This window comes from Nitrobacter sp. Nb-311A, from assembly GCF_000152905.1.
Classification (GTDB): Bacteria; Pseudomonadota; Alphaproteobacteria; order Rhizobiales; family Xanthobacteraceae; genus Nitrobacter.
Genome location: NZ_CH672422.1, coordinates 1 through 12,457, shown reverse-complemented (window position 1 = coordinate 12,457; position 12,457 = coordinate 1). Strand labels below are relative to the sequence as shown.

Sequence of the window (12,457 nt, the reverse complement as noted above, 5' to 3'; positions counted from 1 at the left end):
GCTACGCTCCGAAAACGGGAACGCCGAGGACGAAAGGATGAAATAGCGCCCCGAGCGCAATATAGACGACGACACCGATGACAACCGCGATGACATCGTTGCGAACCCCGCCAACCGGAATTGGCGGGCCGCCCGGATCCGAGCGGTGCTTAAGCGAGATGCGATCGATAACCGCCCACGCCAGGATCGATCCGAACAGGATGATCGAGCCGAGGTCGCCGTTGGCGAGCAGATGCGCCGTCGCCCACAGCTTTATCCCCGCCAGCATCGGATGCTTCAGCTTCGCGTAGATGCGGCCGCGGACGTACGATGCGACCACGAGAATGATGGAGGGCAGGATCAGCGCTTCGGCGATGTGTTTCATCACGCGCGGCGGATGCCAGACGTCGATCATCCCGGTGGCGCGATAGCTCAGAAATCCCCAGAGGGTCAGCGCGACACCGACCGCCGATATCAGAGAAAACCCGATCTTGTACGGCCCTTCTCCATAGGATGAGATCAACCGCGCGCGGAAGCCACGTCGTGTCGCGACGAGATGCACACCGAGGGACATAACAAGGCCAGCAATCATCACCATTAGTCCCATCGCATCCTCCTGTGAGCACGGGGCCTTCGATTACCATTCTTGAGGAGTTTCAGGCAACACGGCGCAATAACAGAGGCAAACACGTTTTTGTCGCAACAACACCCAGCAATCACCTTGAATGTCGAGGAACGTGGGAGTTCGAGCGCAGTTATCGCCGCTCCACCAACCTGATGGAGCATACGCAAATGAACGTCCGACTTCTCGTCGCCGCCGCCGCAGTCACGGCCTTCGGAATTGGGGGAGCCCAGGCGCAGCAGCCCTCGCCTTACGGCCAGACCCAGCAGAACGACAGCGTCCATGGCAACACGAGAGCGTCCGGGTCGGCGCGCACCCAGAAAGTTCATCCGAAAGGATCGGCGAAAGGCACGGTCGGCGCCGCTCCAGGGCGGGGCAACGTCGATGCTGGCGCCTCCGGATCGATGAATGCGCCACCGCCCGCAGGCATCAACGGCGCCCCACGCCCGGGCGGCCCAATGCGCTAACCCTGCACTTTTTCAGAAAACGGCCGGTCACGCACCGGCCGTTTTTTCGCGGCGGGATTACAGCTTCTTCTTCACGTCCTTGACACTCGAAAAAACGATGCCTTCGGCGCGCTCTCGTGTGTAGCCAAGATAGAATTCATTCTTGGCCAGAAATACCGGGTCGCCGTCGACGTCGTCCGCAACGCCGGAGCCGTTGGCCGCGATGAAGGCATCGAGCTTCTTGCGGTCGTCGGATGAAATCCAGCGCGCAAGCTGGAACTCGCAAACTTCGAAATCCACCGGCAGCGAATATTCGGCATCGAGGCGTGCTTTCAACACGTCAAGCTGCAACATACCGACGACGCCGACCAGCGCCGGCGCGCCGTCGCGCGGGCGGAAGACCTGCACGACGCCCTCCTCCGACATCTGCTGCAGGGCCTCCTTCAGCTTCTTCGCTTTCATCGCATCCGTAAGCCTGACCCGGCGCACGATTTCCGGTGCGAACGATGGCACTCCGACAAAGGTGACATCCTCGCCCTCGGTCAGGGTATCGCCGATCCGCAAGGTGCCGTGATTGGGAATGCCGACCACGTCGCCGGCGAATGCCTCGTCCGCGATGGCGCGATCCTGCGCAAAGAAGAACTGCGGCGACGACAGAGGCATCGGCTTGCCGGTCCGCACCAGCTTCGCCTTCATGCCGCGCGTGAGCTTGCCAGAGCACAGGCGCGCGAAAGCGATGCGGTCACGATGATTGGGGTCCATGTTCGCCTGGATCTTGAACACGAAGGCGGTCATGCGTGGTTCATCGGCCTCGACCTTGCGCAGGTTGGACTCCTGCGCGCGAGGCGGAGGCGCGAATTTTCCGAGTCCCTCCAGAAGATCGCCGACGCCGAAATTACGCAGCGCCGATCCGAAATACACTGGCGTCAGATGCCCCTCCCGAAATGCCTCAAGCTCGAACGGTTTGCAGGCTTCGGTTGCCAGCGCCAATTCATCCCTGATCTCATCGACATTCAGATTGGCGTTGCGCGCGGCGAGATCGGCGATATCGATCTGCTCGGTCGCGCCAGTCTTGGCGCCGCCGCCTTCGAGCAGACGAATGCCGCCGGTCGCGATATCGTAGGTGCCGAGAAAATCGCGACCGCGTCCGACCGGCCAGGTCATCGGCGTGGTATCGAGCGCCAGCGTCTTCTCGATCTCGTCGAGCAGTTCGAAGGTATCGCGGCTCTCCCGGTCCATCTTGTTGATGAAGGTGACGATCGGGATATCGCGCAGACGGCAAACCTCGAAAAGCTTTCGGGTGCGCGCCTCGATGCCCTTGGCCGCATCGATCACCATGACCGCCGAATCCACCGCGGTCAGCGTGCGGTAGGTATCCTCGGAAAAATCCTCGTGACCCGGCGTATCCAGCAGATTGAACACCCGGTTTTCGAACTCGAACGTCATCACCGACGTGACCACCGAGATGCCGCGGTCGCGCTCGATCTTCATCCAGTCGGAACGGGTATTGCGCCGCTCCCCCTTCGCCTTGACCTGTCCGGCGAGATTGATGGCGCCGCCGAACAGCAGAAGCTTTTCCGTCAGCGTGGTCTTGCCGGCGTCCGGGTGCGAGATAATCGCGAAGGTGCGCCGGCGCGCGACCTCGGCAGCCAATGGCGAGGTCGAGGTGGATTCATCCTGTAGAGCGAGGTCGGACATCAGCGAGCGTGTGGCAGGGAAAGCCGGTCGGATCAAGAGGGTTTCCATGCCGCGCCTCAAGCGACGCCGGGAGCTTGCCGGGGGGTCCCGCCTGCCCCATATCAAGGCTGCGGAAGGACGGCCTTCCGCATTCTCACACAACCGCCCGCGGGGACGGCCCTGCCTTCACGATCTGGGAGGGCCATATGGCCTGGTTCATTCTTTTTCTCGCCGGATTGATGGAAGTTGGCTGGGCGATCGGGCTCAAATACACTGAAGGACTCACGCGACTGGTGCCATCGGTGCTGACATTGACGGCCATGGCGATCAGCATGGGGTTGCTCGGGCTGGCCCTCAAGACACTTCCGATCGGCACTGCCTATGCAGTCTGGACCGGCATCGGCGCAGTCGGAACCGCGATCCTCGGCATCGTGCTGTTCGGCGATCCGGCCACGATGGCGCGGCTCGCCTGCATCGGTCTCATCGTCGCCGGCATTGCCGGACTAAAGCTCGTTACTTGACGAGCGCCACCGCCCAATAGGCCAGCGCGGCGACGATCGCTGATGCGGGAATGGTGATAACCCATGCATAGACGATAGAACTTGCAACGTTCCAGCGCACCGCAGACAACCGCCGCGCCGCGCCGACACCTACGATGGAACCGGTGATGGTGTGGGTCGTCGATACCGGGACGCCGAGAAACGTCGCCATGAATAGTGTCGCCGCGCCGCCGGTCTCCGCGCAAAAGCCCTGCATCGGCGTCAGCTTTGTGATGCGAAGACCCATTGTCCGCACGATCCGCCAGCCGCCCATCAGGGTCCCCAGCGCCATTGCGGCCTGACAGGAGAGCACCACCCAAAACGGCACGCTGAATTCGCTGCCGAGATAGCCCTGCGAAAACAGCAGCACGGCAATGATGCCCATGGTCTTTTGCGCGTCATTACCGCCATGGCCCAACGAATAAAGCGAGGCCGAAAAAAACTGCAAAATGCGGAAGGCGCGATCGACCGCGAACGGCGTCGAGCGTACCGACAGCCAGGAGACGATGGCGACCAGCACGAGGGCCAGCAGAAAGCCAACCAGCGGCGACAATACGATCGCCAGCAAAGTCTTCGACAGACCGCTCCAGACCGCCGCCGAGAGGCCGGCCTTGGCGATGCCGCCGCCGACCAGCCCGCCGATCAAGGCGTGCGAGCTGCTTGACGGAATCCCGAGTCCCCAGGTGACCACGTTCCAGACAATGGCGCCAACCAGCGCAGCGAAGATCACCTGTGCGTCAATCACGTTCGGATCTATGATTCCGGTGCCGATGGTATTGGCGACGTGCAGGCCGAATACCAGGAAGGCGGTAAAGTTGAAAAAGGCAGCCCAGAACACCGCGTATTGCGGTCGCAGCACTCGGGTGGAGACGATGGTCGCGATCGAATTCGCGGCGTCGTGCAGTCCGTTCAGGAAATCGAACAGCAGCGCGACGGCGATCAGGCCAACAAGGACCGAAAGACCAATGGAGTCCACGGCGCGGCCCTGCCCTATACCTGCTCGATGACGATGCTACTGATCTCGTTGGCGACGTCATCGAAGCGGTCGGCGACCTTCTCCAGATGATCGTAGATCTCGACACCGACAATGAAGTCCATGGCATTGGCGTTGCGGTGCTTCAGAAAAAGCTCTTTCAGGCCGATATCGTGCAGATCATCGACGCGGCCTTCCAGCTTGCCCAGTTCCTCGGTAATCGCCATCAGCATCGCGACGTTGTTGCTGATCGACTCCAGCAATGGCAGCGCGCGATGGACCAGATTGGCGCATTCCACGATCAGCGTGCCGATCTCGCGCATCGGCGGCTCAAAGCTGCGCACCTCGAACAGCACCACCGCCTTCGCGGTCTGTTGCATCTGGTCGATGGCGTCGTCCATCGATGTGATCAGGTTCTTGATGTCGACGCGGTCGAAGGGCGTGATGAAGGTGCGCCGAACCGCCGTCAGCACCTCGCGCGTGATGCCGTCGGCATCGTTTTCAAGCTGGCTGACCCGCTGGCAAAAAAACGGCGTTTCTTCCCCGCCCTTCAGCATTCCCTGAAGCGCTTCAGCCCCCTGCATGACGGTTTGCGAATGGCGGGCAAACAGATGAAAAAAGCGCTCCTCTTTCGGCAGAAAGGACCGGAACAAACGCAGCATCGCAGCATCCACTTTGCAGACAAGAACCGGGCCGCCAGTCCCGGCCGCGGGGATGTCATAAACCATTTCCGGCAGGGGGTGGACAATCAGCATCGCAACCAAGGGGATCATCCACCGGTTTGTGGGGCCTCCGCCGGGATGACGGATTCACAACGGTCGCTTGAAAATCATGAGTAATTTCGATGACATGCCACGATGGCCATGCAGACAACGAAAATCGGGCGCCGGATTCCCGTGACCGACTGAGACGGGCGCCGTGACGAAATCAATCGAGGCAGCGCTTTCACTTCGTTTTCGGCAACCGAAGTTCTTTTTCATAGATCTCCGGCTTGAAGCCGACGAGAAGCTTGTCGCCTACCTCAAGCACCGGGCGTTTGATCATCGAGGGCTGTTCAATCATCAGCGCCAATGCGCGGGCTTCCGTCAATCCCGACTTGTCCGCCTCCGGCAATTTGCGAAACGTGGTGCCGGCGCGGTTGAGCAATGCTTCCCAGCCGAGTTTTGCAACCCATCCCTTGAGGCGGGCGCGATCGACGCCAGCGGTTTTGTAGTCATGAAAGTCATAAGCGATGCCGTAGCCATCCAACCACGCGCGCGCCTTCTTCATGGTATCGCAGTTCTTGATGCCGTAGATGGTATTGGTCAACGCAAATGCTCCGGAGATTGCTGCATTGTAAAGCGGATGTATAAGGAGATTCCGGTGCTGACGAAACTGTTGCCGCGGTCATGATACTCAGGAGTCCCGCCGGATTGGCAACCGGGGGCCCGACTGAGACCCGGCGCGCGATCTGGCTTCCGCGGATGGACGAGGCGGACGACCATCCTCCGGCCCATGATCGGGCGCGCTGACCGGCGACAAAACCCGCTTTCCCTCCGGGATGACCCGGCGGCTACGGCTTTCACCGGTTGCATGCCGCAAATCGGCTGCTATACCGCAGCATCCCGCTTACCTGCGCTCGTTCGCAGGAGTGAGCCATAGGAGAAATAAGAGATGTCTGACGATAACGAATCCGCATCGGGATTCCGCTACGGCCTCGCTAACCTGAAGCCCGTCCCGCCCGCCGACAACATCACCCTCACCTTCCCCGACGGCGCACAACGCGAGTTCCCTAAAAGCACCACAGGCGCCGAAATCGCCAAGGGAATCTCGCCGTCGCTAGCCAAGCGAACTGTCGCAATGGCGCTCGACGGCGTCGTCAGCGACCTTGCCGACCCGATCGAACGGGATGCCGGAATTGAATTCATCAGTCGCGACGACCCGCGCGCACTGGAACTGATCCGTCATGACGCCGCGCATGTGCTGGCGGAAGCCGTGCAAACGTTGTGGCCGGGCACGCAGGTCACCATCGGCCCGGTGATCGAGAACGGCTTCTATTACGACTTCTTCCGCAACGAGCCGTTCTCGGTCGAGGATTTCGCCGCGATCGAGAAGAAGATGCGCGAGATCATCGCGCGCGACAAGCCTTTCACCAAGGATGTCTGGGATCGCGAGAAGACCAAGCAGGTCTTCCGCGACAAGGGCGAGACCTTCAAGGTCGAACTCGTTGACGCCATCCCGGGCAATGAACCGATCAAGATCTACTACCAGGGCGACTGGTTCGATCTCTGCCGCGGACCGCACATGACCTCCACCGGCAAGATCGGCAACGCATTCAAGCTGATGAAGGTGGCTGGAGCTTACTGGCGCGGCGACAGCAACAACCCCATGCTGACGCGTATCTACGGCACCGCCTTTGCAAACCAGGCGGACCTTGACGCCTATCTCAAGCAGATCGAGGAAGCCGAGAAGCGTGACCACCGAAAGCTCGGCCGCGAACTGGACCTGTTTCACTTCCAGGAAGAAGGTCCGGGCGTGGTGTTCTGGCACGCCAAGGGCTGGACCATTTTCCAGGCCGTGATCGCGTATATGCGACGGCGGCTCGCGGAAGATTATGACGAGGTCAATGCACCGCAGATGCTCGACAAGGCGCTGTGGGAAACTTCGGGCCACTGGGAATGGTACCGCGAGAACATGTTCGCGGCGCAGTCGGCTGGGGACGAGGCCGAGGACAAGCGATGGTTCACAATCAAGCCGATGAACTGTCCCGGCCACGTTCAGCTCTTCAAGCACGGACTTAAAAGCTACCGCGACCTGCCGCTGCGGCTCGCCGAATTCGGCGTCGTGCATCGCTACGAGCCGTCGGGTGCAATGCACGGCCTGATGCGCGTGCGCGGCTTCACCCAGGACGACGCACATGTTTTCTGTACCGAGGAGCAGCTCGCCGACGAATGCCTCAAGATCAACGAGCTGATCTTGTCGACCTATGCCGATTTCGGCTTCGACGGTGAGCTGACGGTGAAGCTCTCGACACGTCCTGAAAAGCGGGTGGGCTCGGACGCGGCGTGGGACCACGCCGAAGCGGTGATGGCTGATGTCCTCAAGCGCATCGCGGCATCGAACAATCGCATCAAGACCGAGATCAATCCCGGCGAGGGTGCGTTCTACGGACCCAAGTTCGAGTATGTTTTGCGCGACGCCATCGGCCGCGACTGGCAATGCGGCACAACGCAAGTGGACTTCAATCTGCCGGAACGGTTCGGCGCCTTCTACATCGACGCGGACGGCGGCAAGAAAGCGCCGGTGATGGTGCATCGCGCGATCTGCGGATCGATCGAACGTTTCATCGGCATCCTGATCGAGCACTTTGCCGGCCACTTTCCGCTCTGGCTCGCGCCGGTGCAGGCGGTCGTCACCACCATCACGTCGGATGGCGATGAATACGCCAAAGCGGTCGCTAGCGCCGCGCGGCGTGCCGGCCTTCGCGTCGAACTGGATTTGCGCAACGAGAAGATCAACTACAAGGTGCGCGAGCATTCGCTGGCGAAAATCCCTGCTTTGCTCGTCGTCGGCAAGAAGGAGGCCGAAACCGAATCGGTGTCCATCCGCCGTTTGGGTAGCGACGGCCAGAAGGTGATGCCAACCGGCGAGGCCATTGCCGCGCTCGTGGAGGAAGCCATACCGCCGGATATCAGACGCGGAAAAATAGCGTAGGAGCGGCTCGGATTACGAAGGAAGGGACATTTCAGTTACGCGCCAGCAAGCTCGGTCCATCGCGCCTACCCGCAAATCGATCGATCACAATCGCGTCGCCACTTGTACAAGCCAAGCAGGCGGCGGCAAGTTCAACGAGAGCACTTATGTCCGATATTATCGATTTCCTGCGTACCCGCCGCTCGGTCAAGCCGCGAGAGATGAGCGGTCCCGGTCCCTCGTCTGCCGATATTGAGACCATCCTCACGATCGGCGCGCGCGTGCCCGATCATGGCAAGCTCGCACCGTGGCGGTTCATTGTGTTCGAAGGCGACGGACGCGCACGCGCCGGCGACGTCATCGCTCGTGTCTACGCACGCAAAAACCCGTCCGCGCCGCAGGAAGAGATCGAAATCGAAAAGCGCCAGCTGATGGACGCGCCGCTGGTGATCGGCGTGGTGAGTTGCATCAAGCCGCACCCGAAAGTGCCATCGTGGGAGCAGGTGCTGTCGGCAGGCGCCAGCGCCATGAGTATCGTCAATGCCGCCGCCGCGCTTGGCTACGGCGCTAACTGGCTGACCGGTTGGTTTGCCTACGATCGCGACGTACTCGACGGCTTCGGGTTAAAGCCGGACGAAAGATTCGCGGGCTTTATCCATATCGGCACCCCGACCACGCCCAGCAAGGACCGGCCTCGTCCAGCCCTGTCGGATATCGTCTCGCGATTCTAGAGACTTTTCTGATTGAATCAGAAGCCGGGCTCTATGATTGATTTAACGCGTTTCTTTACGCGAGCAGGTCATCCATTTTCGGGGCAAGCCCGAAGAGAGGCGTCGCTCGAAAATACGATAGTGGAAAGATAAGCTTCGAGCATTCGCGTCTTATAGCGGCAACAGGTTTTACAAATATTGGATCAGGCAGACCTGCCGATACTCCGAAGCGCCTGCCGATCACCGGTTTCCGATTTCTTGAGTATCTTGCCCCGCTCCTCGAGCCAGAGCCGGATCTGGTTTGCGGTAACGGATCCGACCCCCGGCTCGGCCATGAGTTCGTCCCAGGTGTAGGCGCTGGCGATTTCGACGAGATGGCGGCTGCGCCTGGCGACGGTCCTGCCGCCGAGCGAGGCGTGGCGGCCATGGAGGAGCGCATCGATGGCGCGACGGGAAAGATTACGGCGCAGGACCTTCGGTTTCGGACAGAAGGCCCGCACGTCGTGCTCCTCGATGTCGAGTTGCGCGGCGATGCGGCGATGATCCATGCCGAGCGCGCGCAGGATCGCCACCTCGTCGCGCAGCCAGCCGAGGAAGCGGCGGCGGTTATAGTTGCTCTCGCGCGGCGTCGATCTTGACCGTCGTTCCGGCGGCTGCGAATCCTGTTGGACGGAGAGATCATCCTTAACCAGCGTCAGCATGGGCAATCTCCTGATATGGTGGATGTTTGACTCAACTGCGTTGCACTGATCCTGGTCTGTCTTTCGATTGAGCATGATTTTACCGACCATCGGTTCTCTCTGACGCCGCTATTTCGCGAGTTCGCCCGTGCGCGCCAGCGCAGGACCGAAGCCGTTGAGCGACACATTGAACGTAACCGCTTCGCCGTTGGACAGATTGAGCGAGGCGACCACGAGTTTCTTGCCTTTACGCATGGCGTCCGTGGCCGCGGCCGGGAAGCTCACGGGCAGCAGGCAGCCCTGCGGCACGCAGGTGGAGAAGCGCAGTCCCTTGCCGAGGTCCTTGTCATCGAGCTTGAGCACCGCGCCGGCATCGAGATTGAGCCCGAACGGCATCAGGATGGTGCCCTCGGTCTTGCCCCCCGCGGGAGGGTTCAGCTCGATGGCGTAGACCCGCCGGCCGGTCTCCTTGTTGCCCTGCGCCTGCGACAACAAGCACTGCTTGCGCCGCTCGATGATCCGGCAATCGACGGTCCAGTCGCCGAAGGTTTCGTTCACCGACGAGGCTCCGTTGGGCAGCGTTGCCGCTGATGTGGCCGGCTGCTGCACGGCCGGTTTCTGGGCCTGGGCCGCGGTCATGGTTGCGATTGCGATCGCGGCGGCAAGGGTGAGCAGGCGTGTTCGCATAAGACTTTCTGACATTATCTGTTGAACCTGATTGGGACGGCGAGGGTGATGGAGCCGCCGCCGATGTTGGGGGGTGGAGCCGGGACGGGGCTGGCGCGGCGCGGCAGCGACACCGCCTCGGCATCGAGCATACCATCTCCGGCGGAGCGCACCAGGCGCGCCGACAGCACCCGGCCGGAGCGGTCGATGGTGAACGCGACGGTGGCGACGCCGGCGCCGGCGCCGGAGGGAAGCGCTTGTGGCGGTTGAGATGCGCCATCAAGGCGCCCTTCCACGAGGCCGGCGACATCGACGACGCCATGCCCGCGGCCGCGCGGCCGCACGATCGGCGCGCTGCGCCTGCGAACTCTGCGGCGCGGTGGTGCGCGGCGCCTTCTTCTGCTTTTTCTTCTTCGGCTTCGGTTTCGGCTTGGGCTCGACCTTGGCCGGCAGCACCACCTCCGCCTTCTCCACCTTCGGGGTTTCCGGCAGCTTGACCTCGGCCTCCTTCACCTCCGGCGGCGTCGGATCGGGCTTTTCCTCGACCGGCTTGTCCGGTTCGTCAGGCTGCTCCTCGGCCTCCACCATCTGCGGCCCCGGCGCGATGTCCTGCTGCGGCGCCTCGGGCGCCACCGCCAGCGGCGCCAGCTCCATCATGATCGCGGCCGGCGGATCGCCCGGCGCCTCCGCCTGCGCCGGCCAGTGCAGCGCCAGCCAGATGCCGCCGGCATGCAGCGCGACCACCGCAAGCCCGGCCGCGGTCCAGCGCAGCGCCGCGGCCCTCGTCACCGCGCCCTCGGGCCGCCCGTCCGGATCGCGCCAGTCGATCCTCATGGCTGCGACGCCGCCGCCGGCACGCTGCTACCGGCGGCCACGCCACCCGCCTGCGCCTGTCCGGTGTCCTCAAGCCCGACCAGCGCGATCTTGAGATAGCCGGCCTCGCGCAACAGGTTCATCACCTTCATCAGCTCGCTGTAGGCCACCGTCCCGTCGGCGCGCAGGAACACCCGCTGCTCGCGGTCATTGCCGGTCTGCTGGTCCAGCGTCGCCTGAAGCGCGTTGCGCGGCACCTCCTCATTGCCGAGCGCCAGCCCCAGGTCCTGCTTCACCGTCAAAAACACCGGCTTGTCGGGACGCGGCTGCGGCTGCGCGTTCGACACCGGCAGGTCGACCGCGACGTCCACCGTCGACAACGGCGCCGCCACCATGAAGATGATCAGCAGCACCAGCATCACGTCGATGAACGGCGTGACGTTGATTTCGCTCAGCTCGTCGATGCCGCCGTCCTGCGGGTTCTTCAGCGATACCCCCATGGCGCATCACTCCGCGGCGGAGCGGCCGCGCGACAGCGGCACCACGGACGGGCCAAGCCCCCGCTCCTGGCGCTCGAGGTCGCGCGAGATGTGCTGAATGATCTCGCCGGAGGCGTCCGACAGCAGCGCCCGGTAGCTGGAAAGCGCCCGCGCGAACACGTTGTAGATAATCACCGCCGGGATCGCGGCGACCAGCCCGAGCGCGGTCGCAAGCAACGCCTCGGCGATGCCCGGCGCCACCACCGCAAGATTGGTGGTCTTGGAATGGGAGATGCCGATGAAGGCGTTCATGATGCCCCACACCGTGCCGAACAGCCCGACGAACGGCGCGGTCGCCCCGATGGTCGCCAGAAGTCCGGTGCCGCGGGCGATGTCGCGCCCCGCCTTGGCCTCGATCCGCGACAGCGCGATCGCCAGCCGCTCCTTGATGCCCTCGGAGGACAGATCGTTCGAACGCCTGCATTCGTTCTCCGCCGCCTCCATCAGATCCGACACCGGGCCCTTGCCGGTCCAGCCCTCGGCGATCTCGGCGCGCGCCGCCGCCAGAGTGCCGGCGCGCTCCAGCTTGCGCAGGCAGCTCTGCGCCCGCCGCCGCGACGCCGCAAGCTCCACGCCCCGCGCCAGCCAGATCGTCCACGTCACCAAGGATGCAAACGCCAGACCGATCATCACCGCCTTCACGATGATGTCGGCCTGCATGAACATCCCCCACGGCGACAGGTCTTGCGGAAGCGTGGAAGATGAAGCATTCGGCGCAGGCGACGGCGCGGCCGCCGGAGCGGACTGATCCAGAGGCGCGGCCGCATCCGAAGACGTGGCGGCAGCCGCATCCGATGAGGGCGGCGACGACGGCGAAGCTTCCCCGGACGCAGCTTCAGCCGCAGGCGGCGATGTCGCCGAAGCCGGGCCGGACGCTGACGGAACCGCCGGCGCAACCGAGGTTGGCGGCGATGCGGACGATGGCTTTGCGGACGGCTGCGCCGGCGTCGATGCCTGCGATGACGTTGCTTGTGAAGACGCCGGCACCGACGATGATGGCTGCGCCGGTGATGCCGCAGCCGGATGGCTCCCATGCTGCTGCGCAGCCGCCGGCGCAGCAATCGCCAGAACGGCGAGCGCGACGACAGGATCAAGCCGCGCCCCCGAAACGCAGCATGAAACCGAACAGCGTTCCCATAAC

Annotated in this window: 15 protein-coding genes and 1 pseudogene; 5 read left to right on the top strand and 11 right to left on the bottom strand. The window is 62.9% G+C overall.

The features are described from left to right. Position 1: 1 nt before the first annotated feature. Entirely contained in the window at positions 2 to 586 is a 585-nt protein-coding gene (locus tag NB311A_RS18030) for an NnrU family protein (RefSeq protein ID WP_040675961.1), read from the bottom strand. A gap of 185 nt (positions 587 to 771) precedes the next feature. Here NB311A_RS18030 and NB311A_RS18025 point away from each other — a divergent pair, with 185 nt between their 5' ends. Further along, on the top strand, positions 772 to 1,068 hold the full coding sequence (locus tag NB311A_RS18025; protein ID WP_245257033.1) for a hypothetical protein: 297 nt from the start codon (positions 772 to 774) through the stop codon (positions 1,066 to 1,068). A gap of 57 nt (positions 1,069 to 1,125) precedes the next feature. Here the strand turns inward: NB311A_RS18025 and NB311A_RS18020 are convergent, their stop codons facing one another. After that, on the bottom strand, positions 1,126 to 2,745 hold the full coding sequence (locus NB311A_RS18020; protein ID WP_009800098.1) for a peptide chain release factor 3: 1,620 nt from the start codon (positions 2,743 to 2,745) through the stop codon (positions 1,126 to 1,128). Between the two features lie 185 nt (positions 2,746 to 2,930). Here NB311A_RS18020 and sugE point away from each other — a divergent pair, with 185 nt between their 5' ends. Continuing rightward, positions 2,931 to 3,245 carry a quaternary ammonium compound efflux SMR transporter SugE gene (gene sugE / locus NB311A_RS18015; RefSeq protein WP_009800097.1) on the top strand — a complete coding sequence of 105 codons (315 nt, stop codon included), beginning with the start codon at positions 2,931 to 2,933 and terminating at the stop codon, positions 3,243 to 3,245. On the opposite strand, the gene NB311A_RS18010 is transcribed toward sugE, so the two are convergent. The 3 genes from NB311A_RS18010 to NB311A_RS18000 all read right to left on the bottom strand — a co-directional run bounded on the left by NB311A_RS18010 (position 3,238) and on the right by NB311A_RS18000 (position 5,544). After that, entirely contained in the window at positions 3,238 to 4,239 is a 1,002-nt protein-coding gene (locus NB311A_RS18010; protein ID WP_009800096.1) for an inorganic phosphate transporter, read from the bottom strand. The genes sugE and NB311A_RS18010 overlap by 8 nt on opposite strands. 14 nt (positions 4,240 to 4,253) lie before the next feature. Continuing rightward, a complete protein-coding gene (locus NB311A_RS18005) occupies positions 4,254 to 4,898 on the bottom strand; it encodes a DUF47 domain-containing protein (protein ID WP_040675995.1) in 645 nt (214 codons plus the stop codon). A gap of 283 nt (positions 4,899 to 5,181) precedes the next feature. Then, complete coding sequence (locus NB311A_RS18000) at positions 5,182 to 5,544, bottom strand: ArsC family reductase (RefSeq protein WP_009800094.1); 363 nt, start codon at positions 5,542 to 5,544, stop codon at positions 5,182 to 5,184. 345 nt (positions 5,545 to 5,889) lie between these two features. On the opposite strand from NB311A_RS18000, the gene thrS reads away from it, so the two are divergent. Both thrS and NB311A_RS17990 read left to right on the top strand, forming a co-directional pair. Beyond that, a complete protein-coding gene (gene thrS, locus NB311A_RS17995) occupies positions 5,890 to 7,929 on the top strand; it encodes a threonine--tRNA ligase (protein WP_009800093.1) in 2,040 nt (679 codons plus the stop codon). A 146-nt stretch (positions 7,930 to 8,075) separates the two neighbouring features. Next, positions 8,076 to 8,639, top strand: coding sequence for a nitroreductase (locus NB311A_RS17990; protein ID WP_009800092.1), 564 nt, complete (start codon positions 8,076 to 8,078; stop codon positions 8,637 to 8,639). A 182-nt stretch (positions 8,640 to 8,821) separates the two neighbouring features. Here the strand turns inward: NB311A_RS17990 and NB311A_RS17985 are convergent, their stop codons facing one another. From NB311A_RS17985 to exbB, 6 genes are all read right to left on the bottom strand, one after another. After that, on the bottom strand, positions 8,822 to 9,319 hold the full coding sequence (locus NB311A_RS17985; RefSeq protein ID WP_009800091.1) for a hypothetical protein: 498 nt from the start codon (positions 9,317 to 9,319) through the stop codon (positions 8,822 to 8,824). Positions 9,320 to 9,427: 108 nt separating this feature from the next. Next, positions 9,428 to 9,985: an invasion associated locus B family protein gene (locus NB311A_RS17980; RefSeq protein WP_245257032.1), complete on the bottom strand. Its 558-nt coding sequence runs from the start codon at positions 9,983 to 9,985 to the stop codon at positions 9,428 to 9,430. 14 nt (positions 9,986 to 9,999) lie between these two features. After that, complete coding sequence (locus NB311A_RS22775; protein ID WP_245257031.1) at positions 10,000 to 10,260, bottom strand: energy transducer TonB; 261 nt, start codon at positions 10,258 to 10,260, stop codon at positions 10,000 to 10,002. Further along, the gene (locus tag NB311A_RS17975) at positions 10,244 to 10,798 is read right to left on the bottom strand and encodes a hypothetical protein (protein WP_009800088.1); all 555 of its coding nucleotides are present in this window, start codon (positions 10,796 to 10,798) and stop codon (positions 10,244 to 10,246) included. The genes NB311A_RS22775 and NB311A_RS17975 overlap by 17 nt, the downstream gene beginning before the upstream one ends. Beyond that, on the bottom strand, positions 10,795 to 11,277 hold the full coding sequence (gene exbD, locus NB311A_RS17970) for a TonB system transport protein ExbD (protein ID WP_009796378.1): 483 nt from the start codon (positions 11,275 to 11,277) through the stop codon (positions 10,795 to 10,797). Before exbD ends, NB311A_RS17975 begins: the two co-directional genes overlap by 4 nt. A 6-nt stretch (positions 11,278 to 11,283) precedes the next feature. Further along, the gene (gene exbB, locus NB311A_RS23270; RefSeq protein ID WP_009796379.1) at positions 11,284 to 11,982 is read right to left on the bottom strand and encodes a tonB-system energizer ExbB; all 699 of its coding nucleotides are present in this window, start codon (positions 11,980 to 11,982) and stop codon (positions 11,284 to 11,286) included. 35 nt (positions 11,983 to 12,017) lie between these two features. Here exbB and NB311A_RS23265 point away from each other — a divergent pair. Then, positions 12,018 to 12,457 (top strand): annotated as a pseudogene (locus NB311A_RS23265) (hypothetical protein); the annotation flags it as partial.